Consider the following 26,227-nt stretch of genomic DNA (forward strand, 5'->3'; position numbering starts at 1 on the left):
CAACGTCAGGGAGTGCAGGTGTACGTCGTCCAGTTCTTCGTGGACTTGGCCTTGATGATCCAGGCGATCGTCTTGCCGCGCTTCACGTAATGGCACTTGCCGCCGAACTTCAGGGTCTTGGTGTTGATGGGCACCTTCGCGATCGTGAAGTCACCGCAGTTGTGGTAGTGCATGGAGATCTTGCCGCCGGCTTGCTTGGCCGTCGACGTGCCACAGCGCCAATGCGGATCGGCGTGTGCGGCCGGGGAGACGGTGGCCAGCAGTCCGGCCGTCATCGCCACACTCGCGAGCGCCGTGTGGGTGATCCGAAGATTCTTCATGTGATCACATTCTCGCGACCGGAAGAGCCGGTACCAGGGGCCGCAGTCTCAATCTCACCGCTCCGCATTGGGCTCGCAGACCCAGCGACCGGCGGGGCGAGTCGTGAACGGGACGCCGGGGTCGCCCGGCGCTCCCACACCGTTGGTGGCGGCCCCGGCGTTCCACTCGTCCAGTCGTTCCAGGTGCGCGGAAGGTTGCCGTCGAATCGCGATTTTTCGGACACGACGAAAGGACGCCGGGGTCGCGGCGCTCCCACCGTTGGGTCGACCCCGGCGCCCCGTCTGGCGGTCGTCTCCCGGGGACTGCGACGCGCCGTCCCCGAGAGGCGAGCCCCCGGACTCCGGTCAGCTCGGAGGGATCAGGTAGGGGGTGAGGTAGGCCTGCTTCGTGGTGTTGACGGTGGTCCAGTCGTCGTTCAGGATCCCGCCGGTGTCACCGGAGTTGGGATTCCAGCACCAGTACGTGAAGCTCATCCCGCCGGCGCCCTGGCCGAGGTAGGCGAGCAGCGTCTTGAGCCAGGTCTGGTCGCGCGGGTCCTGCAGGGTCGTGCCGAACTCCCCGAGGAGGACCGGCGCGACGTTGTTCTTGTACAGGTAGCCCCAGTTCTTGTCCCAGATCCCGGCCAGGTTGTTCGGGAAGCTCGGGTCGGAGAACCACGGCTGCGGGTAGACGGAGGTCGCGTAGTCGTGCGCGGAGTAGACGAGGCGGTTCGCGACGTTCAGCCGCACGGGGGCCGAGGAGGCGCCCTGGAGGTTGCCGCCCCACCAGTAGCCGTTCCCGTTGTAGCTGTCGACGCCCTCGACGATGATCAGCCAGTTGGGGTTGACCGCCAGGATGGCGTTGCCGGCGCGTTCGGCGGCGAGCCGCCAGTCGGTGGACTGGTCGCCGCAGCCCCAGCAGGCCGGGCTGTGCGGCTCGTTGTGCAGGTCCGCGCCGACGACCGTGCTGTTGCCCGCGTACCGCTGGGCGAGCATCTTCCAGTCCGAGATCCACCGCGACTCGGGGTAGGCGCTGGTGTACCAGAGCGCGGACTGGCTTCCGGAGTCCGGCCGGTGCCGGTCGAGCACGACCTTCAGGCCGATCTGCCCGGCATAGGCGATGATCTTGTCGAGGATCTGCAGGCCGTTGAGCCCCTGCAGGTCGGGGTTCTTGTTGTAGTCGATGCTGTTCGGCGTGGATCCGGAGTCGAAGAGCTGGTTGGAGTACGGCAGCCGGAGCGTGTTGTACTTAAGGCCCTTGATCTGGTCGAGCATTTCCTTGTAGCCGCGGCTCCACAGGCCGTGCGGCGCGTACGTGCTGGTCTCGGCGCCGAACCAGTTGATGCCGGTCATCCGGACGGGCTGGTTCTGGGAGTCGAGCAGCTGCCGGCCGCTGGTGTGCCAGTAGCCCGTGCCGGCGGCGCTCGCCGGGCCGGCCGGTCCGACGATGGGCAAGATGGTCAGGGCGAGCAGGGCGACGATGGTGGTCAGGACGCTGGGAACGCGTCTGAGCGGCGAGGTCAACGAGACTCCCTCCGGCGGTTCGAGTGCGGGACGAAGCGGCGCGCCCCGCGGGAGCGGGTCCCCCGTGGAGGGCCGGGCGGAGGCGCCATGAGGCAGCGCCTCCGCCCGGCGTCGGTGGCGCGGGTCAGACCCGCGTGACGGTCACCGGCGTCTTACGACACCGGCGGGTAGGCGTTCTGCATGAGCTGGTGGAACTGCGCGGAGAACCAGTGGCCGGACAGAGGCGCGTCCGGCAGGGCGCCGCTCGGGCTGTTGCCGTTGCGCACGTTCCCGCCATAGGTCGGGTCGCACATCTGGTCGAAGCCCTTCCCCTCGTCATTCGGGATGGACTTGCTGGAGCCGTCGGACTCCCCCGGCGGCTTGACCCACGCGTAGGCGTCGAAGCCGGCGGCCGGAGAGGCGGTCGGCCGTGCCCCGAGGCCCGCGCCGGACTGGTTGCACCAGTCGCCGACGTGCGGCCGGCGGTCGACGCGCTCGGCGTTGACCTGCGTGTTGATGTCGCTGGCCGAGCTCGGCCCGGTCGGGCGGGCCGCGCCGCCCCAGCCGTTGCGGGAGGTGTCGATGACCATGCCGATCGACGACGAGAAGCCGTCCGAGATCAGCTGCTGGCGGAACGCCGCCGCGAAGCTCGACTCGTCGACGTACCAGTTCCAGTCCACCCACTTCGACTGGCGGGTCTGGCTGTTGACCGGCAGGTACGGCTCGGTGGTCGGCGAGTAGTTGGCGGTGTTGACGACGAAGCCGTCAACACTGTTCACGCCGGCCGTGGTGCCCTTGGCGACGGTGGCGAACAACTGCGTGGCGGGGCCGAAGTTGCTGTCCCAGCCGAGCCAGCCGTGATGCCCGGCGTCGAGGTAGGTGTAGACGTTGCTGATCGCGTGCAGCTTGTTCAGGGCGTACTGGACGCCCTTCACGTAGTTGCCGTTCTGCTGCATCGTCTGACACGCGGTGGTCGCGGTGTTGCCGCTGACATTGGTGACGAGGTTCGGCAGGGAGTCGGGCTCGATGTAGGTGACGATCTTGAGGTTCGCGTACTTCGAGTCGCTCATGATCGACGCGATGGCGTCGATGTACTCGGTCTCGTAGCGGCTGAGATCCCCCGCGCCGAGCTCGCCGTTGGAGGCCAGGGCGGCGCAGTCACGGCCGGGCAGGTCGTAGATGACGAACTGCGCGTAGTTCGCGCCCTGGGAGAGCGCCGCGTCGAGGTGGGCGCGCAGGCCCATGCTGCTGCTCGTCCCGGCGATGGTGGCGATGCGGTCCAGCCAGACGGCGGTCGGCTGGTTGGCGATCGCGGTGCCGCCGTCGCCCTTGGCCTCGGCCGACCACTCGGGGTTCACGTAGCCCTTGCCGCCGGCGAACGGGTTGTCGACATGAGATCCGCTCGGTGGCGGCGTAGGCGTGCCCCCACCGCCACCGGGGGTCCCGTTGCAGGTGGTGCCGTTCACGCTGAACGACGTCGGGGCGTCGTTCGTCCCGGAGTAGGAGGCGTTGAAGCCCAGCGACGTCGACGTGTTGGTGCCGAGGCTGCCGTTGTAGGACAGGCTCTGGACCGTGACGTGCTTGCCGGACTGCGAGAACGTGCCGCTCCAGCCCTGACTGATCTGCTGGTTGCCGGCGAAGTCCCACTCCAGGGTCCAGGAGCTGATCGGGTCGCCGAGGTTGGTGATGCCGACGCTGGCGGTGAAGCCGTTGCTCCACTGGTTCACCGAGTAGGTGACCTGACAGCCGACGGCCGCGTGGGCCCGGCCCATGCCGAACAGTACGGATACGAGGCCGAGCAGGAGCGCGGCGATCGCCACGCCCGCCCGGTCCATCCGCAGCGCCAGGGCGCGGTGGGGGTTGACCTTCATCGGGATGTGTCCTCCTCAGAGTTTTGGGAGCGCTCCCATATGCGTGACTCCGTGGCCATCGGGGCCGCCGAGTCGGGGGCCCCGGGGACGCGGGCCGCGTCCCCGGGGCGCTCGTTCACTGGTCGAACAGCTGGCCGTAGGTCGCCATCGCCATGGCGATGTCCGACTGCGCCCAGAACCGGTGGTAGTTGAAGCTCGGCGCCGCCCCGCCGTTCAGGTACGACTGGACCTTCGACCAGGCGGGGTCCTGCTTGTACCAGGAGCGGATCGACAGGAACGTCGCGCTGCTGTCGATCTTGTCGCCGTTCGGCATCGTCCCGGTCCAGCCGGACGGCACGTAGACGCCGTCGTGGTTGGTGTTGGAGGTGCTGTAGGCCTGGTTGAACCGGTTGTAGTCCGTACGGGTCTCCGGCACCGAGATGCCGATCCCGTCCTGGTCCTTGCTCCACATGTCGTCGAGCAGGGTCTGCGCGGTCGACTTCGCGGTGGTGTCGCCGGACTTGGCCGCGTAGTACGCCAGGGTCTTGGCGTACGCCGCCGTCACGCCGACGTCGTTGGTGTAGTCGGCGATCGTGACGTGCAGGCCCGCGTTGGAACCCGGGCTGGAGGCGTTCCAGGTGTCGGGCTGGCCGCTCCAGTGCAGCGTCGAGGGGATCTGGTAGGTCCCGTCGGCGTTCAGCTTGGTGTTGGCCGTCGCCCAGGTCACCCACTTGCTCAGCAGGGTCTTGGCGGTGCTGTCACCGGTGACGTAGTAGTACTCGGCGACCCGCTCCATCGACCACGCCTGGAAGCCGAACCACTGGTTGCTCGGCGGGTCGTGGTAGACCGGCTCCCAGTCGTAGGCCATGCCGTAGAAGGTGGAGTCGCCGGCCGGCGGCGTGCCGTACGCCCCGCCCCAGCTGTTGGTCGCCCCGCCGGCGATCGCGCCTTCGGACGACTGCAGCCAGCGGTAGAACTCCAGCTGCCGCTGCAGGCTCTTCTTCCAGTCGTCGACGCCTGTCGCGGACTTCGGCTGCATCGCCGTGTCGTTGGTGAGGGCGTACGCCGCCATCGGGTTCTGGTATCCGGAGTGGGAGGCGCCGTCACCGATCCGCCACGCCCAGCCGGCGCTGGTGTCGGTCGCGCCGCCCCAGGCGTAGTACCACGACAGCAGGTAGTGCTCGCTGTCCTTGCCGGTGCCGGCCGGGCAGCTCGGGCTGGTGCAGTTACCGATCTTCTTGAAGTACTTGTCGAAGAAGGAGTACCGCAGGTAGTCGCCCATCTTGCCCGCCTTGGCGACCGTGGCGGACACGTCCGAGCCCTTGCCCTGCTGCTTGGCCCAGGTGTCGGCCCAGTACGCGGCCTGGATGGCGCGCGCGTCGGCGTCCGGGGCGTCGGTGTACTTCCACTGCTTGGCGTAGCTGGAGTCCTTGATGAACAGGTCCAGGTAGCCGTTCTTGCCGCCGTAGGCGAACTTGTCGCAGGTCGGCTGCGGGATCGTCTCCCAGACCGACTCCTGCGGCCCGCGCTGGTAGCTGTTGATGTAGGACGGCGCGTTGGTCTTCGGGCCCTCCTCGCAGCCGCCGCCGGGGGTGTCGCCGTAGCCGTAGGTGTTGTCGACGTCCTGCAGCCAGTGCATGCCGTACACGTCGTCGGTGCCGTACGCCGACTTCAGCTCGGCGGCGATCGGGTCCTGGCCGACGGACACGCTGGAGTCGATCTGCGACGGGTACTGCTCGGGCAGGTCGTGCTCGGCCGCGTACGTCGCGGGCTTGCTCGCGTTGTAGAAGCTGTTGGTGGGCTGGTCGGCGTGGGTGGGGATCATGTACTTCTCCATGAGCGCCCACGCGTTGTTGAACTTGCTCCAGTCGCCGGTGACCTTCCCGTACACCGCCTGCATCCAGATCAGGTAGCTGTAGGCCTCGGAGGTGGTCTCGTGCCCCTGGTCCGGCGCCTCGACCATCAGCGTCTCCACCGAGTGGTACGGGATGCCCTCCTTGCTGAAGTAGCCGTTGGCCGGGTCGGTGATCTTGTTGTAGAGCGTGAGGAAGCGGTCCTCGTACGCGCCGTTCGACTTGGTCTCGGTGACGGTGACGCTCGCCGTGTCGTACCCGGTGGCCTTGGCGGTGAAGGTGGCCGCGCCCGTGCTCGAGGCGTCCGCGGTGACCGTGACGTTCTGCGCGGTCGACCAGTTGGACGACGTGAAGGTCAGCGTGCCGCCCGCGGAGACCGTGAGGCCGGTGTTGCCGCTCGCCCGCGCGACCGTGACGGTCACGTTGCCGGACGGCTGGCTCGACAGCTTCACGCCGAACGTCCCGGTCGTGCCCTGCTGGACCGCCAGCGCGGCCGGGCTCGCGACGACGGCGGGGCCGCTGGCGACGTGCACGCCGACCGGCGTGGACTCGGCGGTGGCGCCCTGGCTGTCATAGGCCTTGGCGTACAGCGAGTAGTCCCCGGCCGGCACGCTCGCCCAGTCGAAGGAGTACGGCGCGGAGGTGTCGGTGCCGAGCAGCGTCGTGTCGTTATAGAACTCGACCTTGCTGATCGTCGCGCCGTCGTTCGCGCTCGCCGTGGCGGCGAGCGGGATCGTCGCGCCCGAGGTGTACGTCGAGCCGGCCGCCGGGCTGGTCAGCGCCGCGGTCGGGGCCTTGTGCGCACCCGTGCAGGTGGTCCCGTTGAGGGAGAAGGACGTCGGGTTGGCGTTCGTGCCGCTGTAGGTGAAGTTGCCGCCGACGCTGACGGTGCCGTTGGTGGCGATCGCGCCGTTGTAGCTCAGGCTGGTGACGGTGACGTCCTTGCCGGACTGCGTCCAGGTGCCGCTCCAGCCCTGCGACAGGGTCTGGTTTCCGGCGTAGGAGTAGTTCAGGGTCCAGCCGTTGATCGCCGGACCGAGGTTGGTGATCGTGATGTTCGCGGTGAAGCCCGAGCCCCAGTCGTTGACCGAGTAGTCGACCTTGCACTGCACATCGGCGGCGTGCGCTCCAGTGCCGGCGACGAGCACGCCGGCCAGGAGCGACAGGACGACCAAGAGCGGTCGCCACCTCTGCCGTCTCTTCATGGGCGGTTTTCCTCCTGACGGGGGGCACCACCGGCCCGCCGGGCCGGCTGCTGAGGGGTCGGCCGTACGGGCCGGGTCACGCGGAGTCGCGGATGATCAACTTGGTGTTGAGCACGACGCCCTGGCCGACGGGCGCGTCGCCGGCGATGCGGCCGAGCAGCTCGCGGGCCATCCGGACGCCCATGTCCTCGATCGGCTGACGTACGGTCGTCAGCCGTGGACGGACGCGCCCGGCGATCGGCGAGTCGTCGAAGCCGACGACGGCCACGTCGTCCGGGACCCTTCGGCCGGTGCGGCGCAGGGCGCGCAGCGCGCCCACGGCCATCTGGTCGGAGGCGGCCAGCACGGCGTCGATGTCGGGCCTGCGGTCCAGCAGGCGGTTCATCGCGTGCTCGCCCGACGCCTGGTGCAGATCTCCATAAGTGATCAATCCGGAGGTGGGCAGGCCGGCGTCGCCGACGGCGGCGCGGTATCCGGCCAGCCGGTCGACCCCCACGGCTCGGTCGGGCGGCCCGGCGATCGTGCCGATCGTCTGGCGCCCGCACTTGAGCAGGTAGTCGACCGCCGTACGGGCGCCGCCGCGGTTGTCGGCGTCGACGTACGGCAGCGGCGTCGTCCAGAGGGGACGCCCGGCCAGCAGGACGGGGACCCCGGTCTGGCGGAGGGCCATGGCGGGGGCTCCGTGCGCGCTGATGAGGAGCACGCCGTCGGCACGACCGCCGCGCAGGTACTCGGCGACGGTGCCCCAGCGACCGGACCGTCCGACGACCAGGACGACCAGCTCACGTTGGTCGCCGAGCTCGCGCCGGACGCCGGAGAACAACCGGGCGTAGAAGTGGTCGGTGAAGACGCGGGCGTCGTCCTCGCAGACGACCGCCGCGATCGACCCGCTACGGCGATCCGCGGGGGCGGCGCGGTGACGCACGTAGCCGAGCCGTTGGACGGCCTCTTCAACGCGGGAGCGGGCGCGCGGGCTGACCCGGGCGGTGCCGTTGATGACGCGTGATGCTGTGGCGGGTGAAACTCCGGCGAGGGCGGCGACGTGGGCGAGCGTCGGCGTCTCGGCCGTGGTGCAGGAGGGTGCGGAGAGTTCCCTTCCGTTCACGGAAATGACTCCCTTCGGGCGCTAACGGCTCGAGTGGCGGGGGTGTGGGAGCGCTCCCACCATCCAAGGCGCGCGAAAGGGTTGTCAAGAGGAATGTATCAACCGTGTAAACGTGGAGTTTCCTGACGGCGATCACCGCACGTCCGGCCCTGCGGAAGAGCAGGCGGGTTGCCCGCGGAGCCGTCCTGACGGACCGGCTATCCGCCGTGAAAATCCATGAAAGAGGAAGAAAGACGTGGCGTTCAGGGCAGCCAGGACACGTGTCCGTGCAGGAGCGTGTAGCCCACGAATGTGACGGCGTCGATCAGGGTGTGGGCGACGATGAGCGGCATGGCGCGGCCCCATCGCCGGTACAGGACACCGAACAGCAACCCCATGATCAGGTTCCCGGCGAAGCCACCGAACCCCTGGTAGAGATGGTACGAGCCGCGTAGCACGGCGCTCAGCGTCAGGGCCCGGCCCGGCGACCACTCGAGCTGCGACAGCCGGTGCAGCAGGTACCCGGCGACGATGACCTCTTCGAGGATGCCGTTCTGCGCGGCGGACAGCAGCAGCACCGGGATGCGCCACCACACGGCCGGCAGCTGCGCCGGGACGACGGCGAGGTTGGCCCCCGAGTAGTACGCGGCGAGGTAGAACGCGAGGCCCGTACCGCCGACGACGGCGGCCAGCGCCGCGCCCCGCAGGAGGTCCTGCAGCGGCCGGCGGCGGTCCACGCCCAGCGTCTTGAGGGACTCGCCCGAGCGGGCCAGCAGGTAGGCGACGAGCGCGACCGGCGCCAGCGCGCTCGCGATGCCGAACAGCTGGAACGTCAGGTCGATCCAGGGCCGTCCGGGCGCGTACGAGCCGACGATCAGGGCCTTCTGGTGCGACAGCGCCTTCGGCCGGGTGAGCGAGGCGATCAGCTGCAGCAGGGCCTGGACTCCGCTCGCGCCGAGGGAGACCGCGAAGACGACCCAGATCTCGGCGGTGAGCAGCCGCCGGCTCAGCGGCTCGGCGCGGACGTCGGCGACGGTCACGGGATCCACCGCGGGTCACGCTTCTCCAGGAACGCCGCGATGCCCTCCCGCGCCTCCTCCGAGGCGAACCGCTCCGCGGACAACGCGGCCATCCGCGCGAAGTCCTCCTCCACCGACGGGCCCGGCACCGTGCGCGGCAGCCGCTTGGCGAGGGCGAGGGCCTCCGGCGCTCCGCGCAGCAGCATCCCCGTGTAGTGGGCGACGGTCGCGTCGAGCTCCTCCGGCGGCACGGCACGGTTGAGCAGGCCGATCTCCCGCGCCCGCCGGGCGTCGAAGACCTCCCCGGTCAGGAAGTACTCGGCGGCGGCACGCTGATCCATGCGGCGCAGGCAGGTCACCGCGATCATGGCGGGCACGACGCCGAGCCGCACCTCGCTGAAGGCGAACGTCGCGGTGTCGGGCGCGATCGCGATGTCACAGGCGGTGACCAGCCCGAGCCCACCGGCCCGCGCGGGCCCGTTGAGCCGCGCGACCACCGGCTTCGGGCTGTCCCAGACGAGCGTCAGCAGCCCCGGGACGTCCGGTGGAGGCTCGCCCGCCGACTGCTCCTTCAGGTCCGCGCCCGCGCAGAACACCGGTCCGGTGCCCGTGAGCACGACGACGCGCACGGCGTCGTCGGCGGTGACGGCGGTCAGCGTCTCGCGCAGCTCGGTGACGAGCCGGCGGGACAGCGCGTTGCGGTTCCGCGGCGAGTCGAGGGTGACGGTCGCGACGCCGCCCTCGGCGGTGAGACGGACGAGCGGTTCCATGGATCACATCCTGGTGCATCGGCGGGCCGGACGCGCCACGGGGTACGCGGACCGCGGCCGGGATCTCCTCGGCGCCCGGGTCAGCTCTCGGCGACGACGGCGAGGACGGCGCCGGTCTCGACCTGGCGGCCGACCTCGGCGTGCAGCGCCGTGACGACCCCGGCGGCCGGGGCGAGGATCTGGTGCTCCATCTTCATCGCCTCGAGCCACAGCACCGGCTGCCCGCGCTCGACGGTCTCGCCCTCGCGCACCGCGACCCGGACCACCGAGCCGGGCATCGGGGCGACCAGCGTGCCCGGCGCGACCTGCTCGGCCGGATCGGGCAGCCGCTCGACCGCGGTGAGGGTCACCGGCCCGAGGACGGAGTCCACGTGCACGCGCCGGTCGTACGACGCCACGGCGAACCGGAGCCGTACGCCATCCTCGTCGAGGACGACCTCGCCGGGCTCGGCGGACACCAGCGCGACGCCCGCATGGCCCTCGGCGGCCAGGCCGTCGCGGGTGATGCGGTAGGCGACCTCCGCTTCCTCGAAGACGGCGCGCTGCGGCTGGGACGGGACGTTGCGCCAGCCGCCGGGCAGGTCGCGCAGCACCGGGGCCGCCCGGCGGTTCGCGGCGGCCCGCGCGAGGGCGGCGGCGAGCGCCGACAGACGGACTGCCTCCTCGCCGGCGAGCGGCGCGGTGGTGGGATGCCGGTCGAGGAAGCCGGTGTCGGTGGCGCCGCGGCGGAAGGCCTCGTGCCGCAGCGTGGTGACGAGCTGGTCCCGGTTGGTGACGAGGCCGTGGACGCGGGCCCCGGCCAGGGCGGCGGCCAGGCGGCGCACCGCCGCGGCGCGGGTGGGCGCGTAGGCGATGACCTTGGCGAGCATCGGGTCGTAGTGCGTGGAGACGACGCTGCCGGAGACGACGCCGGAGTCCAGCCGCAGCCCGTACCCCGACGGGACGGCGAACTCGGCGTCCACGCCCGGGATCGCGAACGCGTGGAGCGGGCCGCTGTGCGGCCGGTACCCCTCGGCGGGGTCCTCGGCGTAGAGCCGCGCCTCGATCGCGTGGCCGCGCGGGCGGGGCGGGTCGCGCAGCACGGCGCCCTCGGCCACGTCGATCTGCAGCGCGACCAGATCGACGCCGTACACGCACTCGGTGACCGGGTGCTCGACCTGCAGCCGGGTGTTGACCTCGAGGAAGTAGAAGCCGCCGTCGGGGGCGAGCATGAACTCCACGGTGCCCGCGCCGGTGTACCCGATCGCGCGGGCCGCCGCGGACGCCGCCTCCGACAGTCGCTGCCGCAGGGCGGCGTCGACCACCGGGGACGGGGACTCCTCGATCACCTTCTGGTGGCGCCGCTGGATGGAGCACTCCCGCTCCCCCAGCGTCCAGACCGTGCCGTGGGAGTCCGCGAGGACCTGCACCTCGATGTGGCGGGCGCCGGTCAGCAGCGGCTCGCAGAAGACCGTGGGGTCGCCGAACGCCGAGGCCGCCTCCCGCCGCGCCGCCTCGACGGCGCCGGGCAACTCCTCGGCGGCCCGGACGACGCGCATGCCCCGGCCGCCGCCGCCCGCCGACGCCTTGACCAGCACCGGGAAGTCGGTCACCGTCTCGGGGTCCAGCTCCGGCAGGACGGGCACGCCCGCCTCTTTCATCAGCCGCTTGGCCTCGATCTTGGAGCCCATCGCGGCGATCGCCGCCGGGGACGGACCGACCCAGGTGAGCCCGGCGGCGACCACCGCGTCGGCGAACGCGGCGTTCTCCGACAAGAAGCCGTAGCCGGGGTGGATCGCGTCCGCGCCGGAGGCCTTGGCGGCCGCGATGATCGCCTTCTGGTCGAGGTACGTCTCGGTGGGGGTCGCGCCGGGCAGGCGCACCGCCAGGTCGGCCTCGCCGGCGTGCGGCAGCGACGCGTCGGGATCGGAGAAGACGGCGACCGTGGTGATGCCGAGATCGCGGCAGGTGCGGAACACCCGGCGGGCGATCTCGCCACGGTTCGCGACGAGCAGTCGTGAGATCATCGCCTACATCCTGAAGACGCCGAAGCCCTGCGCGGGCTCGGCGGCGGGGGCACTGTTGATCGCGGACAGGCAGAGGCCGAGGACGGTGCGGGTGTCGCGCGGGTCGATCACGCCGTCGTCGTACAGCCGCCCGGACAGGAAGAACGGCAGCGACTCGGCCTCGATCTGCTGCTCGACCATCGCGCGCATCTGAGTATCGGCCTCCTCGTCGTAGGCCTGCCCGCGCGCCTGGGCGGCCTGGCGCCCGACGATGGACAGCACGCCGGCCAGCTGCGCCGGGCCCATCACGGCGGACTTGGCGCTCGGCCAGGTGAACAGGAAGCGCGGGTCGTACGCCCGGCCGCACATGCCGTAGTTGCCCGCCCCGTACGAGGCGCCCATGACCACGGTGAGGTGCGGCACCCGGCTGTTGGACACCGCGTTGATCATCATCGCGCCGTGCTTGATGATGCCGCCCTGCTCGTACTCGGCGCCGACCATGTAGCCGGTGGTGTTCTGCAGGAACAGCAGCGGCGTGCCGCTCTGGTTCGCCAGCTGGATGAACTGCGCGGCCTTCTGCGCCTCTTCGCCGAACAGCACGCCGCGCGCGTTGGCGAGGATCCCGATCGGGTAGCCGTGTAGCGTCGCCCAGCCGGTGACGAGGCTGTCGCCGTACAGCGGCTTGAACTCGTCGAAGTCGGAGCCGTCGACGATCCGGGCGATCACCTCGCGCGGGTCGAACGGGACCTTGAGGTCCTCCGGGAGGATGCCCAGCAGTTCGTCCTCGTCGTACGCGGGCGGGCGCGCGGGCAGCGGTTCGCGTCCTTGCTTGCGCCAGTCGAGCCGGGCGACGATGCGGCGGCCGATCCGCAGCGCGTCGTGCTCGTCGGCGGCCATGTAGTCGGCCAGGCCGCTGGTGCGGGCGTGCATCTCGGCGCCGCCGAGGCTCTCGTCGTCGGACTCCTCACCGGTGGCCATCTTGACCAGCGGCGGGCCGCCGAGGAAGACCTTGGCGCGGTCCTTGACCATGACGACGTAGTCGCTCATGCCGGGCAGGTACGCGCCGCCGGCGGTGGAGTTGCCGAACACGAGGGCGATCGTCGGGATGCCGGCGGCCGACAGCCGGGTCAGATCGCGGAAGGTGCGGCCTCCCGGGATGAAGATCTCCTTCTGCGTCGGCAGGTCCGCGCCGCCGGACTCGACCAGGTTGATCAGCGGCAGCCGGTTACGTAGCGCGATCTCGGCGGCCCGGAACGACTTGCGCATCGTCCACGGGTTGCTGGACCCGCCGCGTACGGTCGGGTCGCTGGCGCCGATCACGCACTCGACGCCCTCCACCACGCCGATGCCGACGACCACGCTCGCGCCGACGGTGAAGTCAGTGCCCCAGGCGGCCAGCGGCGACAGCTCCAGGAACGGCGAGTCCGGGTCGATCAGCAGCTCGATCCGCTCCCGGGCCAGCAGTTTGCCGCGCTTCCGGTGCCGTTCGACGTACTTCGGGCCGCCGCCCGCGACCGCCTTGGCGTGCTCGGCGTCCAGCTCCGCCAGCTTGGCCAGCATCGCCGCCCGCCGGGCGGCATAGGCCGGGCCGGCGGTGTCGAGCGCGCTGGTGAGAACCGTCATCCCATCCCCTCCGTCACCGTGGCCCCCAGGCCCGTCCGTCGAGTATGGCCAACCGCACCGGCGCAGCGGAAGATCGCCGGGACGGTGAGTCGAATCTCATTCGGTCAGCCGCCGAGCCGGGAACCCGGGTCTCATTCGGTCGCCTGGTCGGCCGCCTCGGCCTGGATGGCCTTGGCGAACCGGGCGAGGAAGGCGCGGAGGGTGTCGCGCTCCTCGGGGGTGAACTCCCCGGAGACGCGGCGCTCGATCGCCGAGGCCCGCGCGTCCGCCTTCTCGAGCGCCGCCCGGCCCTTCTCGGTGAGCCGCGTCTCCAGCACGTTGCGGTGCCAGCGGTGCGGGGTGCGCTCGACCAGGCCGCGCTCCTCGAGGTTCTTCAGCACGCCCGTCATCGCCTGGGGGGTGACGACGCAGGCGCGGGCCAGGGCGGCGCCCGACATGCCGGGGTTGTCGGCGAGGACGTACAGCGCGGCGTACTGCGGGACGGTCAGCCCGGCGACCTTGACGGCGGCGTGCTTGGCCGCCATGAGCTCCTGCTCCACCCGCTTGAGGTCCATTCCGAGGCGTTCGTCCAGCGGCATGCCCATGTCCCGGATCATACAGACCCGATCGATCGTTCGTATCTTGACAGATATCAAGGTCTTGATAAGTTTCAGCCCCGTACCCATCCGAACGACGTGGAGGTGCGTGTTGACCTTCTTGGACGATCCGGCGGCGTTGCCGGCGTTCATCGCCTCGGCCCGCTCACGCGCGATGTCGGCGGGCGTGGACGCCTGCGAGTACGACGCCGTCACGGCCGGGATGACCGCCCTGCGCGACTGGCCGAGGGCCTTCCGCCGAGCCGGCCGGGAGCACCTGGAGGCGGGTGAGCGGGCCGAGAGCGAGGGCCGGCCCGTCTCGGCGGGCGAGGCCTACCGGGACGCCGCGCTGTGGCTCCACTTCGCCACGACGATCCCCCACCCCGACCGGAACGGCCACGGCGAGTCCGCCGACGCGATGCGCCGGGCGCTCACCTGCCTGGACCCCACCTGGGAACGGGTCGACGCCGGCGACGTCGTCGGGACCCTGCGCCGGCCGCCCGGAGTCCCGCGGCCGCCGCTCGTCGTGGTGATCCCGGGGATGGACTCCGGCAAGGAGGAGTTCGCCTCCATCGCCGACGCGCTGCTGCGGCGGGGCCTGGCGACGCTGGCCATCGACGGCCCAGGCCAGGGCGAGCTCGCTCCCCGGACCGCGCCACGACCCGACTACGACAAGGTCACCTCCGCCGCGATCGACGCGATCGCCGGCCGGGACGACCTGGACACCGGACGGATCGGCGCGATCGCCCTCAGCCTCGGCGGCTTCTACGGGGCCCTGTCGCTGGCCGCCGAGCCACGCCTCCGGAGCGGGGTGCTGGTCAGCGGTGTGACCCGGCTCGACTGGGACGCGCTCCCGCCGTTCGTCACCGAGACGCTCACGCTGCGCACCGGCGGAGTGGACGCCGCCCGGGAGTTCGCCCGTCGCGTCGACGCGACCGGCGTGCCCGAGCGCATTGAGCAGCCGCTCCTGGTCGTCGACGGCGGTCGGGACGTCATCCCGGGCGCGACCAACGGCGAGGACCTCGCCCGGAACGCGCCGCGCGGCGAGTACCTCCTGATCCCCGAGGGCGACCACCTGGTGGCCAACGCCCGATGGACATGGCTTCCCCTTGCGGCCGACCGGCTCGCCCGACACCTGACCGGGAGCGATCGATGACCACCACCATTCCCGAGAGCCACCGGGACCTTCTCCAACGCCCGCTGTTCGCCCATCTGGCCACGACGGGGCCCGGCGGACGCCCGCAGGTCACTCCGGTGTGGATGCTCTGGGACGGCGAGCACCTGCGGTTCACCACGACGACCGATCGCCAGAAGTGCCGCAACGTCCAGCGCGAGCCGGCCGTCGCGATCTCCGTCAACGATCCCGACCGGCCGTACCGCTATCTGGAGGTGCGCGGCCTCGTCGAGGGCGTCGAGCCCGACCCCGAAGGCGCGTTCTTCGACGTCCTCGCCCGCCGCTACGGCCTCGCCTACGAGCCGCCGCTGCCCGACGCGGAGCGGCGGGTCGTCCTGGTGATGCGCCCGACGCACGTGACATTCCAGTAATGCGTCAACTTGGGTTGACAGCCGCCACGCTGTCAACCTATGTTGACGGCATGAGCGATGGAGTCCAGCTCGCCCAGGAGGCGAGCAGCCGCGACCCGGCGATCGGGTTGCGAGCGGTGCGCGCGCTGCGCGAACTCGCCGAGCGCCTGGAGGCGCTGCAGGTCGAGAACGCGCGTGGCCAGGGATGGTCCTGGCAGGAGATCGCCGTCTGCCTCGGCGTCAGCCGGCAGGCGGTCCACAAGAAGCACGGCGGTGGCCGGCGGATCCTCGGAAAGGAGCGGTAGCGATGTTCGAACGGTTCACCGACCAGGCCCGCCTGGTGGTGCGGCTCTCCCAGGATGAGGCCCGGCGGCTCGGCCATCCGTTCATCGGCACGGAGCACCTGCTGCTGGCCATCCTGAGCGAAGGCCACGGTCCGGCGGCCCAGGCCCTGATCGCCCAGGGCGTCACCGGGCCGGACCTGAGCCGGCGGATCATCGGGCTCATCGCCCCGCCCGACAACGAGCTCGACTCGGAGGCGCTGGCCACGATCGGCATCGATCTGGACCAGGTGCGCCAGGCGACCGAGGCCAGTTTCGGGCCCGGAGCCCTCGAACCGAAGGCACGCCGGGAGGTGAGGAAGGGCCACATCCCCTTCACCAGGCGGGCCAAGAAGGTCCTGGAGCTGGCGCTCCGGGAGGCCCTCGCCCTCGGGCACAACTACATCGGCAGCGGGCACCTCCTGCTCGGCCTGCTCCGCGAGGGCAATGGCCTGGCGGTCCACGCTCTCGCCAACTCCGGCGTCGACCTGGCCGCCCTCCGCGACGACGTCACCCGTCGCATCCCGCCGAAGGCGGCCTGACGAAGGGCGTCGAGTACGAGGGTCCGGCGCGGCCGACCGGACCCTCCTCCGTCGCCCGCAACGGCGGGCGTTCAGTCGAGGGCGAGCGGCTCGTCCCGGCGCGGCATCAGGGCCACCGCCATGACGCCGAGGACCGCCGGCACGACGAGGGTGGTTCGACGCCGTCGAGTGCGGGCTCATCGCCATTGCCCGCCTGAGAGAAGGCGATGAGCCCTCCACCCGCCCTGTGGACGGCGGCCGGGTCAGAGCGGGGATCGCGTGGCAGAACCGGACGGCTCGCCGCCCGGACGCGTCCGGGGGCCGGAAGAGCCGGGCGCGTCGGCATGCCCCGCCCCCGCCCAGGCGTCGCGGGCGCGACGCAGGCGGGTCAGTACCTGCTCGCGCGACCGGTCACAGGCCCGCGCCGCCCTGGCGAGGTGATCAGGGTCGTCATGCCCCTGCACCAGCAGGGCGAAGGACCAGAGTCCCGTCTCCAGCAGACTCGCCGCCTGTTCGATGTCGGCGACGACCGCGGCACGGGCGCCGACGGCATCGGTCGCGGTCTTCGCCTCGCGCCGCAGGGCACGGAAGGCGACCGCCCACAGACCGGTGATGGCGTTGGCGGCGATCTGCGATGCCGGGTCGAAGGGGTCCAGGCCCGCCCGCCGGGCCATCGCCTCCGCGGCGACCTGAGCGAGGCGGTCCATCATGTCGCGCTGGGCCGCCCGCAGCGAAGGCGACGACTCGATGACCTCGGCCAAACGCAGCACCTGCCGGAAGTCGCCCCCCGCGGTCCCCGAGCGCTCGAAGAAGGCGCCGATCTCAGCGATGAACGCCTGTTTCACGGCCTCGATCGGCGAGGCGATGAGCGCGGCCGGGTCCAACGCCTCACGCAGCATGTCGGAGAGGTGGGCTTCGCGGTCCAGCAGCAGGGATTCCTTGGTCGGGAAGTAGTTGTAGACGGTCTTCTCCGACACCCCGCAGGCGGCCGCCACGTCGACGACCCGCACCGCGTCGAACCCCCGCGCGAAGAACAGGGCCGTCGCGGTGTCGGAGATCTGCTGCCGGGTCTGGCGTTTCTTACGCTCCCGCAGCCCTTCCGCCACCCATCTCCTCCTCGTCTTCCGCGTCACCGGTACGCGGCCGGAACCACGGTAACAGAGATACCGCCACTATATTTTTATAGCCACAGAATTCTTACTGGTACTGTACGTTCCGTTCTGGGGCACTGCCCACGCGGCCCGAGCGCCGCCACGATCGCTCACACGGAAGAAAGGGCGTCATGAGCCGTCTCATCGTCTTCGGTGCCGCCGGACGCACCGGAGAGGTCATCGTCCGCGAAGCGCTGCACGCCGGCCACACCGTCACCGCGGCCGTACGCGACCCTGGCCGTTTCAGCCCTGAGTTGGCGGTGGAGGCCGCGAGACGTATTTCGGTGGCTCGGGCGGACGTACGCGATCCGGCCGAGGTCCGTGCCGCCCTGGCCGGCCACGACGCCGTCGTCTCCGCGATCGGGCCGGCCGGCCGCAGTGCGCAGGGCCTGTACTCCGGCGCCGCCCGATCCCTTGTCGCCGCGATGACGGCGACGGGCGTGCGTCGTCTGCTCACCATCTCCTCCGCCGGAGTCCGCGACGACGACCCGGGCTTCCCGCTGTGGTACCGCGCCGTCGCGCACACGCTGCTCAAAGAGCTCTACGGCGACATGCGCCGCATGGAGACGATCATCCGCGAGAGTCCTCTGGACTGGACATTCGTACGTCCCACCCGGCTGACGGACACTCCCGCCACCGGGAAATATCGCGTCGGCGAGGGTATCACCCCGCCGCGAGGCCGGATGATCGCCCGTACCGACCTCGCCCGCTTCATCGTCCGCGAGCTGGAAGAAAGCCGCTGGTCACGGAAGGCGCCCACCCTCGCCCAATGAGTCGCGGCCGTGGATCCGCCCGGGTGAGGACGCCGCCCGCAGGCACGTCCATGGCTCCTCAGTCGAGGGCGAGCGGCTCGGCCCGGCGCGGCATCAGGGCCACCGCCATGACGCCGAAGACCGCCAGCACGACGAGGGTGAGGAAGACGTTGTGGGCCGCGTGGGAGAGCGAGGACCGGACGAACGCCCCGGTCGCCCCGTCCCGCGCGCCGCCCCGTCCCGCCGACACCAGGCTGGCGGCGTCGACGTTCTTCCCCAGCCGGCCGGCGAGCGCGGCCGGAGGATGGGCGAACCGGCTCGCGAGGGTCCCGTTGGCGATCGCGCCGAACACCGCAGCGCCGACCGCGCTGCCGAGCGAGCGGCCGAACATGTTGGTCCCGGTGACGACGCCGCGGCGATCCCACCCGACTACGGACTGCACGGCGACCAGGGTCGGACTCGAGGTGAAGCCCAGGCCGACGCCGATCACGAAACACGCGCCGCCGACCTGCCAGAGCTTCGTGTCCGTGCCGAAGGGAACGCACAGGAGCGTCCCGGCCACCACCACGACGCTGCCGATCAGCGCGGTGTCGCGGAATCCGATGCGCAGGTAGAGGCGGCCGGACTGTGAGGCGGAGATCGGCCAGCCCACCGTGAGCGCGGCGAGCGCGAACCCCGCCACCAACGCGCTGGTGCCCAGCACTCCCTGGGCGTACGTCGGCACGTACGAGCTGAGCCCGATCAGCACCGCGCCCACGGTGACGGCCGTGAGATTCCCGCCGGTCAGGATGCGGTGACGGAAGACCCACAGCGGCAGGATCGGCTCGGCCGCCCGCCGTTCCACCAGGCCGAAGACCACGAGGGCGACCGCGCCGACCGCGAAGATCAGCAGGCTCGGCGCCGACGCCCAGCCCCACGCCACCCCGCCTTCCAGCAGGCCCAGGATGATCAGGGAGCAACCGGCCGTGAGCAGGGCGGCACCGGGGTAGTCGATGCGGTGCGAGCGCCGCTCGACGGCCTCGTTGAACCGCCGCGCGAGCATGAAGGCGGCCAGCGCCCCCAGCGGAAGGTTGACGAAGAAGATCCAGCGCCACGACAGGTAGTCGGAGAACACGCCGCCGAGCGTCGGGCCGACGACCGAGGCCACGCCCCAGACGCTGGCGATGTACCCCTGCACCCGGGCGCGTTCCTCGACGGTGTACATGTCGCCGACCATCGTCATGCTCATCGGCTGGACGGCGCCCGCGCCGATTCCCTGCACGGCTCGGAACACGATGAGGCTGACCATGCTCCAGGCGGCCCCGCACAGCACGGAGCCGAGGAGGAACGCTCCAATCCCGAAGAACATGATCGGCTTGCGGCCGAAGACGTCGGCCAGTTTGCCGTACAGCGGCACGGTGACCGCCTGGGTCAGCAGGTAGATCGAGAACAGCCACGGGAACTGCGTGAAGCCCCCGAGGTCGTGGACCACGGACGGCACCGCGGTCGCGATGATCGTGCTGTCCAGCGCGACGAGCCCCGTGCTGAGCATGAGCGCGGCGAGCACGGGTCCCCGTTCGGATCGCAGGCCCACTCCCTCTGCCGTCGACGGGGGCCTTGTCGTCGTCACGTGGGTGTCCCTTTCTCCCGGCAGCGCGAGACCGGTCCTCCCGAGGGGAGCGACCGGCCGTTAGCTCGCCCAACCATCTCACTCCAGATCGCATTCCACCTCAACCCGATAATTCCGCTTAACGGACCATGAGCGATGATTCGGCGCCCGCAGCGCCGTCCTCCGCCGCAAGGGACGGCGCGACGGAGACCTCGCCGCCCGGCGCGCGCAGGCCCCGGCCGGGCCGCCGGTGAAACTTTCACGGTGGTCGCCCGCCGCGCGCTCGTCGTCCGCCACACGTCCTCCCTGGTGACCGATGCGCGGGATGCCCGCGTGACCACCGAGCCGATCGATGCGCGCGGCTCCGCGCACCCGTCGTTGACGCTTCAGTAACAACGGCGCGACCCTGACGGCCAGGAAAAGCTTTTCCACGACGCTCCCACCGCACCACCCACCCCCTGGAGGAGGTCCACGTGGGGAATCTCCAAGTAACGACCCGGGCCCGGCGGCTTCCGCTCCGCCCCCTGGGCGTGGTCGCCGCCCTCGGTCTCGCACTCGGTGCCGGTGCGCTGACCGGCACGGGAGCGACCGCCACGACCGGCACGGCGGCACCGGCCGCCGCGGCGTACGAGTCCAGCCCGGTCGGGTTCGCGAGCCTGAACGGCGGCACGACCGGCGGCGCCGGCGGCACGACGGTCACCGTGACGACCGCGTCGCAGCTGACCGACTACGCGTCGCGCAGCGGCTCCTTCGTCATCAAGGTCAACGGCTCGATCTCGCTGTCGTCGATGACGAAGGTCACCTCGAACAAGACGATCATCGGCGTCGGCACCGCCGGGAAGATCACGGGGTACGGGCTCAACGTCGCCAGCGCCAAGAACGTGATCATCCGGAATCTGACGTTCACCGGCTCGGCCGACGACGCGATCAACGTGCAGTACTCCACGAACGTGTGGATCGACCACAACGACCTGTCGAACGCCTACGACGGCCTGACCGACATCAAGCGGGCGTCCGACTACGTCACCGTGTCGTGGAACCATTACCACAACCACGACAAGACCGCGCTGCTCGGCCACTCCGACAGCAACGGGTCCGAGGACATCGGCCACCTGCGGGTGACCTACGTGCACAACTGGTTCGACAAGACGACCCAGCGGCACCCGCGGGTCCGCTTCGGCAACCCGGTGCACGTCTTCAACAACTACTACGGCGCCGTCACCAGCTACGGTGTCGCCTCCACCTGCAACGCCGGCGTGTTCGTCGAGAAGAACTACTTCGACAACGTCGCGAATCCGACGGTCATCCAGACCGGTGACTCGCCGGACGGCAACCTGAAGGCGGACGGCAACTACCTGGTGGGTTCGGGCAGCGTCACCACCCGCAACGCCTCCAGCGTCGCGAGCATCCCCTACTCCTACTCCGCCGAGTCCGCTTCGTCGGTGAAGTCGACCGTCACCGCGGGCGCGGGCGTCGGCAAGATCTGATCCGACCGGACGCGCGGCGAACGGCCGTGGCGGGCATCCCCGCCACGGCCGTTCGCCCGAACAGCGCGCCGGTCAGGCGTTGAGGAAGCCGTTCAGCGCCGTCGTGGGACGCCGGGTGGCCGGGTCCCACGCCCCCGATGCGTAGGAGTTGAACGGGGAGTACACCTCGGGCTCCCAGTAGAACAGCCCCAGCCCGCCGAAGTTCTTCAGGCCGGTGATGAAGGTCTGCATGTCGGTGCGGGTCCGGTCCGGCCGGTCGTAGCGCCCGCCGAACTCCACCTGCATCACCGGCTTTCCGTACTTCGACTGGATCGCCGCCATGTTGGACAGGACGCCGGTGATGTTCGAGCCACTGGCATACGAGGACAGCGCCGTGATGTCCCATTTGCCGCCGTTGCTCTTGTAGGCATCGAGGAAGCCGTAGACGCTGTCGAGGTTCTGCGGCTGGGCCAGGTGGACGAGGACCGGAGTGCTCGGGAAGACCTCTTTCACCATGTCGTACGCCGCGTTGAGCAGCCCCGTCATCTGCGTGGGCTTGCTGACGCTGCCGACCGGATGGCAGATGCCGCCGTTGGTCTCGTTGCCGATCTGCACCCAGCCGGGCGTCACGCCGTTGGCCTTGATGACGTTCATCGAGTGATAGACGTAGTCGTACATGGCCTGCAGCATCTGGCTGTAGGACATGCTCGCCCAGGCGGCGGGCGGGTTCTGCACCCCGGCGGAGTTCCACGTGTCGCCGAAGTGGAAATCGATGTCGACCGGCAGGCCGGCGCTCTTGCACCGTTTGGCCATCGCGGCGGTCTCAGCGATCGAGCAGTGGCCGTTGCTCGGATTGCTCGACGGGTTGACCCAGGTCCGCAGCCTGATCGCGTTGATTCCGTAGCCTTTGAGGATGGTGAGCAGGTCGCGCTGGACCCCGCTGCTGTCGTAGAAGGTGTAGCCGGTCGCCTCCATCTGCGGCAGCCAGCTGACGTCGGCGCCCTTGACGAACGTCGCCGCCGACGCGGGCGTGGCCGGGAGCAGGGACGGCAGTGCCAGCGCGGCCGCGCCGGCTCCGGCCGCCTTGAGTGCGGTCCTTCTGCTGATGTGGTCCATGAGGAGCTCCGTCAGGGGGTGTAGATGTTCGGGCGGGCGGGCTCAGCCATGCCGTTGGGTTCGTGGGCGTCTCATGGGCGTCCTCCTTCGTCGTACGGTCGTACGGCCGTGCGGGCAGCGTGGAGAACAGGGAGCGTGGAAAACGCTTTCCCGCGCGGTCGCCGAAGGCTAATCCGCCCGATGGGATGGGCCAAGGTGCTTTCATCGCCCTTTCACGGTCGCTACCGCAGAACGACGCAGCCCCGCTCTCGCAGTCGCTCGATCCAGCCGGGCATCCTGTCGAGCTTGGTCCAGCGCAGATCGAGCTTCTCCAGCCGGGGAAGGTCACCGAGGCCGTCGGGCAGCTCCCGCAGCCGGGTCGCCCGGAGGTCCAGATGCCTGAGTCGCGTCAGCCGTACGACCGCCGCGGGCAACCGGGTCAGCGGATTGTTCCGCAGGTCGAGCAGCCGCAGGTCACTCATGGCTCCGACCGACTCGGGCAGTTCGGTGATGCGGTTACCGCACAGGTACAGCTCCCGGAGCCGTACGAGCCGACCCACCGACGCGGGTACCCCGGTCAGCCGGTTGTCCTGGAGCCGCAGCTCGTGCAGCGCGGCCATCCCGCCGATCGAGCCCGGCAGCGCGGTGAGGCGGTTCCCGGCGAGGTTGAGGTAGCCGAGCCGGTCGAGCCGCCCCAGCGAGGCGGGCACGGACGTGAGCTCGTTGTCGTGGAGGTAGAGGTAGTCGGTGAGCCCGGTCAGGTCGCCGATGCTCTCCGGGATCCGGCGGAGCCGGTTGTGCCCGAGGTCGAGCATCCTCAGCGCGGTGAGCCGGCCGATGGCCTCGGGGATCTCGGCGAAGGCGTTCTCCGCCAGGTTGAGCGAGCGCAGCCCGGTGAGCCGCCACAGCGTTTCGGGAACCGAGGACAGCAGGTTGCCGCCGACGCTCAGGTGCCGCAGCGACGTCACGCCGCCGAGCTCGGGCGGGAACGCGGCGAGCCGGTTCTTGTAGAGCAGGAGGGTCTCCAGCCGCGGGAGCCGCGCGATCTCCGTCGGAAGGGCCGTCAGGGCGTTGCCGTCCAGGTCGATGTGGCGCAGCCCGGTGAGTTCGCCGATCGACGACGGGAGCGCGGTCAGGCCCGCTCCGGGCGCCGTGAGCGAGACCGCGACCCCGCCCTCGTAACGGAAGGAGCCCTCGAGTGGTCCGGCGGTGTCGATCACAGGTACCGACCCTATTACCGCGAGGCCCGTCTCTCGACACGCCTTCGCGGCCGCGAGATTCCTACCTCGAAGAGGGCCTGCCTCCATTCAGTCGGGCCAGCACCATCGAGACCATACTGCGCACCGAATCCTCGGAACCGTATCGCAGATACTTGCGAACCTTTCCGAGCATATTGACCGCCATTTCGTCGCTGGGAGGGCCGACGGCGACGTGCAGCGGCCCGATCATCGGTTCTCGTCCGAGCACCCAGCGCCCGCCGGCGGCCGACCGCAGCACCTCGCCCGCGTACGCGCCGCCCAGCACGATCAGGTCACCATCGGCGAACTCCTCGTCGGTGTCGTCCGGCCCGAGCCCCTCCTCTCGCCGGCGCGCCTCCAGCACCTCGTCGAGCCGGTGCAGGGACTCGACGGTGCCGTCCAGGCCGTGCCGCCCGGCGAAGTCGGCGGCGTTCGCGGCCTGCAGGGCGTCCAGGTCGGGACTCCCGTCGGGCAGGTTCGGGAACCGGGGCAGGCGGCCGACGGCCGGACGCTCCCTCTCCCCGAGGCCGACCACGGCCCGTACGCCCGCGGCACTCAGGAACTCCAGCACACCGGCGGGCGGCTCGTCCGCGCTGTGCACGGTGACCGAGCAGCGCTTCCCGCACGTCTCGGCGTAGTGGAGCATACCGGTCAGTTTGACGAGCAGCTGCACATGGTAAAGCGCCTCACGCTCCGGCGGCCACCCGTTTCCGGCGACGATATGCAGGCCCTCGGTCCCGTCGTCCTCCGTGGCGACGACATCGATGGTCTGCAGGTCGGCCAAGCCCATCGGAATTCCTCTTCTGATATGGCCGTTAAGCCGTTCGAACAATGGCGCCAGCGTAGATTTCTGTGATTCACAAGGTCAATCGATTTGTCGGCGCGGAGATGCCGGCTCGGACGCGGCGGAGATGGTGGCGCGCACGCGGCCGCCCACCTCGATCAGGCCGTCCGGCCTCGGCCTCGTCTGGATCTGGGAGCCGTGTCCCTGCGTGATCGTCAGGGCGCGGCCGAGGTGGGCGGTCAGCAGCAGTGCGGCCGCGCCGGTCGCTTCGTCCTCATCGATGCCGTCGTCGCGTCCGGGAAAGGCGCGCGCCCTCACCCGTCCGGCCGCCTCGTCCTGCCACGCCCACGCGTAGATCCACTCCCCCGGCGGCGGCACGGACAGCGCGTCCACCTCGGCCGCCGAACCGTACTGCCGGAGCGTGCGCTGCGGCGCCCACTCCGCCCGCGCCTCGATCCAGGCCCACTCACCGTCACGGCGAGCCCGGACCCGCCCGGCCAGGGTGATCAGCGCGGGCAGGCCGAGCAGCCACGCCGTCCCGACACACGGATGCCCCGCGAACGGCAGCCGCAGCGTCGGCGTGAAGATGTCGATGACCCCGCGCTCGGCGTCGTCGACGAACACCGTTTCGCTGAACCCCAGCTTTCGCGCGAACGCCTGGCGCTCGGCCTCCGTGGGGACGGCGGCGCCGTCGCGGACGACCCCGAGCTCGTTGCCGTGCCGGCCGTCGGGCCCGCAGAACACGCGCAGTACGTCGTACTCGATCACCCGCGCAGTGAACCACACCTCCCTTAGGAGAACGCGTCGACGCCGGTGAGCTCGCTGGAGGCCGCATCGGCCGTGGCGAGCACTCCCGGCGTGGCCGCAGAGTTCAGCCGCGCCCGGGAGATCCGAGATCTGTGGCAGGCTCGCGATCCGGAGAGCCGGGCTTGAGGCGGCGGAATTCCGTCGCGATGACCCAGGCCACGAGAAGGTCGATGGCCAGGCCGGACAGCGCCGCGAACTGGTTGATCGTGAACTTGAAGAACTGCCCGGCGAGGATGTCGAGCAGCACCGCGGCGTTGAACACCCGGAACGCCGCCATGCGGTCGCGGCGCAGCCGCCCCATGCCGTAAACGCCCAGAACCGTCGACACGACCGCGCAGCAGACGACGGCCGCGACCGCGCCCGTCTCCCGTTCTCCCGCGTGCGTGGTGATGACCTCGTCAGCGATCACTCCGGCAAGAGTCAGCGTCCCCCGGGCGACGAGATAGCAGACGGCGACGCGGAGAACGACGCGGTGTGCGACGAGCCGACCGGCGACGGTGCGGGCGCGGGCCGCCGCCGTGCGTACCGGGCGCGGGGCGGCGGGCCGCCGGTCGGGCGCCGCCGTTAGCAGGTGCAGCAGCGCGACCTGAGCCTCGCCGTCCACCTCCTCGATCAGGCGGACCGCCGCGCGGCGCTCCTGCGGCGTCAGGCCCGACGTGATCCCGGCCAGCGCGACAGAGGCGGCGTTGACCGTACGCTCGCGTGGGCTGAGCAGTGTCCGTCCGCCGGTCCACTGGCTGAGGAGGACGAGCGCGGCGAAGGTGAGGTAGATGAGCCCCGCGGCGGGCCGGTAGAAGTAGCCGGTCTTGTTGACCAGCTTGCCGATCTCGTCGATGAACAGGCCGAAGCCCACGCCGCCCACCATCGTGGCCCACATCCGCGCCGGCCGGCCGAGGAAGGCGACGGCGATGACCACGCCCGCCGCCATCAGCAGACCACCCCACAGGGCGTGGGCGATGTGCAGGTTCCCGCTGCCGACCTTGGGATAGCCGGCCTGCGCCAGGCACGCCCGGGTGACGAGCACGGTGGCGATCCCGGAGAGGACGAACCCCCGCAGATACGACGCCGCGTTCGCCGCTCGGACGAGTCCGAATCGGTGCATCGACACTCCGGCCTGTTCCGTCCCCGCATCACCCGGTCACCTGATCGGCGGCGTGGACGCGGCCGTGACGGCCCCCGATCTCTCTTCGGCGGCCCACGCTACGACCGCACCGG

At 70.6% G+C, this 26,227-nt stretch carries 23 protein-coding genes; 6 read left to right on the plus strand and 17 right to left on the minus strand.

Features of this window, described 5'->3' with window-relative positions; translation table 11 throughout:
* Positions 1–5 precede the first annotated feature (5 nt).
* The 10 genes from AB0I04_RS20010 to AB0I04_RS20055 all read right to left on the minus strand — a co-directional run bounded on the left by AB0I04_RS20010 (position 6) and on the right by AB0I04_RS20055 (position 13,775).
* Positions 6–320: a hypothetical protein gene (locus AB0I04_RS20010; protein ID WP_360886386.1), complete on the minus strand. Its 315-nt coding sequence runs from the start codon at positions 318–320 to the stop codon at positions 6–8.
* Positions 321–665: 345 nt separating this feature from the next.
* Complete coding sequence (locus AB0I04_RS20015) at positions 666–1,823, minus strand: glycoside hydrolase family 5 protein (RefSeq protein WP_360886388.1); 1,158 nt, start codon at positions 1,821–1,823, stop codon at positions 666–668.
* A gap of 152 nt (positions 1,824–1,975) precedes the next feature.
* Positions 1,976–3,673 (minus strand): glycoside hydrolase family 6 protein, encoded by a 1,698-nt coding sequence (locus AB0I04_RS20020; protein ID WP_360886390.1) that lies wholly within the window; start codon positions 3,671–3,673, stop codon positions 1,976–1,978.
* Positions 3,674–3,788: 115 nt separating this feature from the next.
* The gene (locus AB0I04_RS20025) at positions 3,789–6,710 is read right to left on the minus strand and encodes a glycoside hydrolase family 48 protein (protein ID WP_360886393.1); all 2,922 of its coding nucleotides are present in this window, start codon (positions 6,708–6,710) and stop codon (positions 3,789–3,791) included.
* A gap of 76 nt (positions 6,711–6,786) precedes the next feature.
* A complete protein-coding gene (locus tag AB0I04_RS20030; RefSeq protein ID WP_360886395.1) occupies positions 6,787–7,815 on the minus strand; it encodes a LacI family DNA-binding transcriptional regulator in 1,029 nt (342 codons plus the stop codon).
* A gap of 242 nt (positions 7,816–8,057) precedes the next feature.
* Positions 8,058–8,843, minus strand: a complete 786-nt coding sequence (locus AB0I04_RS20035) for a CPBP family intramembrane glutamic endopeptidase (protein WP_360886397.1) — start codon at positions 8,841–8,843, stop codon at positions 8,058–8,060.
* A complete protein-coding gene (locus tag AB0I04_RS20040) occupies positions 8,831–9,583 on the minus strand; it encodes an enoyl-CoA hydratase-related protein (protein ID WP_360886399.1) in 753 nt (250 codons plus the stop codon). The genes AB0I04_RS20035 and AB0I04_RS20040 overlap by 13 nt, the downstream gene beginning before the upstream one ends.
* An 80-nt stretch (positions 9,584–9,663) precedes the next feature.
* On the minus strand, positions 9,664–11,589 hold the full coding sequence (locus AB0I04_RS20045; protein WP_360886401.1) for a biotin carboxylase N-terminal domain-containing protein: 1,926 nt from the start codon (positions 11,587–11,589) through the stop codon (positions 9,664–9,666).
* A 3-nt stretch (positions 11,590–11,592) separates the two neighbouring features.
* Positions 11,593–13,191 (minus strand): carboxyl transferase domain-containing protein, encoded by a 1,599-nt coding sequence (locus AB0I04_RS20050; protein WP_360886403.1) that lies wholly within the window; start codon positions 13,189–13,191, stop codon positions 11,593–11,595.
* 131 nt (positions 13,192–13,322) lie between these two features.
* A complete protein-coding gene (locus AB0I04_RS20055) occupies positions 13,323–13,775 on the minus strand; it encodes a MarR family transcriptional regulator (RefSeq protein ID WP_360886405.1) in 453 nt (150 codons plus the stop codon).
* Between the two features lie 100 nt (positions 13,776–13,875).
* On the opposite strand from AB0I04_RS20055, the gene AB0I04_RS20060 reads away from it, so the two are divergent.
* The 4 genes from AB0I04_RS20060 to AB0I04_RS20075 are packed head-to-tail and all read left to right on the plus strand — an operon-like array spanning position 13,876 to position 16,152.
* Positions 13,876–14,922 (plus strand): alpha/beta fold hydrolase, encoded by a 1,047-nt coding sequence (locus tag AB0I04_RS20060; protein WP_360886407.1) that lies wholly within the window; start codon positions 13,876–13,878, stop codon positions 14,920–14,922.
* Positions 14,919–15,311 carry a PPOX class F420-dependent oxidoreductase gene (locus tag AB0I04_RS20065; protein WP_360886409.1) on the plus strand — a complete coding sequence of 131 codons (393 nt, stop codon included), beginning with the start codon at positions 14,919–14,921 and terminating at the stop codon, positions 15,309–15,311. Before AB0I04_RS20060 ends, AB0I04_RS20065 begins: the two co-directional genes overlap by 4 nt.
* A 50-nt stretch (positions 15,312–15,361) precedes the next feature.
* Entirely contained in the window at positions 15,362–15,595 is a 234-nt protein-coding gene (locus AB0I04_RS20070) for an RNA polymerase subunit sigma-70 (protein WP_360886411.1), read from the plus strand.
* 2 nt (positions 15,596–15,597) lie between these two features.
* Positions 15,598–16,152: a Clp protease N-terminal domain-containing protein gene (locus tag AB0I04_RS20075; protein ID WP_360886413.1), complete on the plus strand. Its 555-nt coding sequence runs from the start codon at positions 15,598–15,600 to the stop codon at positions 16,150–16,152.
* Positions 16,153–16,394: 242 nt separating this feature from the next.
* Here the strand turns inward: AB0I04_RS20075 and AB0I04_RS20080 are convergent, their stop codons facing one another.
* Positions 16,395–17,237 (minus strand): TetR/AcrR family transcriptional regulator, encoded by an 843-nt coding sequence (locus tag AB0I04_RS20080; protein WP_360886415.1) that lies wholly within the window; start codon positions 17,235–17,237, stop codon positions 16,395–16,397.
* A 176-nt stretch (positions 17,238–17,413) separates the two neighbouring features.
* Here AB0I04_RS20080 and AB0I04_RS20085 point away from each other — a divergent pair, with 176 nt between their 5' ends.
* The gene (locus tag AB0I04_RS20085) at positions 17,414–18,055 is read left to right on the plus strand and encodes an SDR family oxidoreductase (RefSeq protein ID WP_360886417.1); all 642 of its coding nucleotides are present in this window, start codon (positions 17,414–17,416) and stop codon (positions 18,053–18,055) included.
* 58 nt (positions 18,056–18,113) lie between these two features.
* Here AB0I04_RS20085 and AB0I04_RS20090 read toward each other — a convergent pair whose 3' ends face one another.
* On the minus strand, positions 18,114–19,643 hold the full coding sequence (locus AB0I04_RS20090; RefSeq protein ID WP_360886419.1) for an MDR family MFS transporter: 1,530 nt from the start codon (positions 19,641–19,643) through the stop codon (positions 18,114–18,116).
* 452 nt (positions 19,644–20,095) lie between these two features.
* Here AB0I04_RS20090 and AB0I04_RS20095 point away from each other — a divergent pair, with 452 nt between their 5' ends.
* Positions 20,096–21,109, plus strand: a complete 1,014-nt coding sequence (locus AB0I04_RS20095; protein ID WP_360886421.1) for a pectate lyase — start codon at positions 20,096–20,098, stop codon at positions 21,107–21,109.
* A 72-nt stretch (positions 21,110–21,181) separates the two neighbouring features.
* On the opposite strand, the gene AB0I04_RS20100 is transcribed toward AB0I04_RS20095, so the two are convergent.
* The 5 genes from AB0I04_RS20100 to AB0I04_RS20120 form a co-directional block, all read right to left on the minus strand.
* Positions 21,182–22,204, minus strand: a complete 1,023-nt coding sequence (locus tag AB0I04_RS20100; protein WP_360886422.1) for a glycosyl hydrolase 53 family protein — start codon at positions 22,202–22,204, stop codon at positions 21,182–21,184.
* 221 nt (positions 22,205–22,425) lie between these two features.
* On the minus strand, positions 22,426–23,403 hold the full coding sequence (locus AB0I04_RS20105) for a leucine-rich repeat domain-containing protein (protein WP_360886424.1): 978 nt from the start codon (positions 23,401–23,403) through the stop codon (positions 22,426–22,428).
* A 61-nt stretch (positions 23,404–23,464) separates the two neighbouring features.
* Entirely contained in the window at positions 23,465–24,211 is a 747-nt protein-coding gene (locus AB0I04_RS20110) for a hypothetical protein (RefSeq protein ID WP_360886426.1), read from the minus strand.
* A 75-nt stretch (positions 24,212–24,286) separates the two neighbouring features.
* Positions 24,287–24,991 carry a PhzF family phenazine biosynthesis protein gene (locus AB0I04_RS20115; RefSeq protein ID WP_360886428.1) on the minus strand — a complete coding sequence of 235 codons (705 nt, stop codon included), beginning with the start codon at positions 24,989–24,991 and terminating at the stop codon, positions 24,287–24,289.
* Between the two features lie 85 nt (positions 24,992–25,076).
* Positions 25,077–26,114: a hypothetical protein gene (locus AB0I04_RS20120; RefSeq protein ID WP_360886430.1), complete on the minus strand. Its 1,038-nt coding sequence runs from the start codon at positions 26,112–26,114 to the stop codon at positions 25,077–25,079.
* Positions 26,115–26,227 lie beyond the last annotated feature (113 nt).

This window comes from Actinoallomurus sp. NPDC050550, from assembly GCF_040655075.1.
Lineage (GTDB): Bacteria > Actinomycetota > Actinomycetes > Streptosporangiales > Streptosporangiaceae > Actinoallomurus.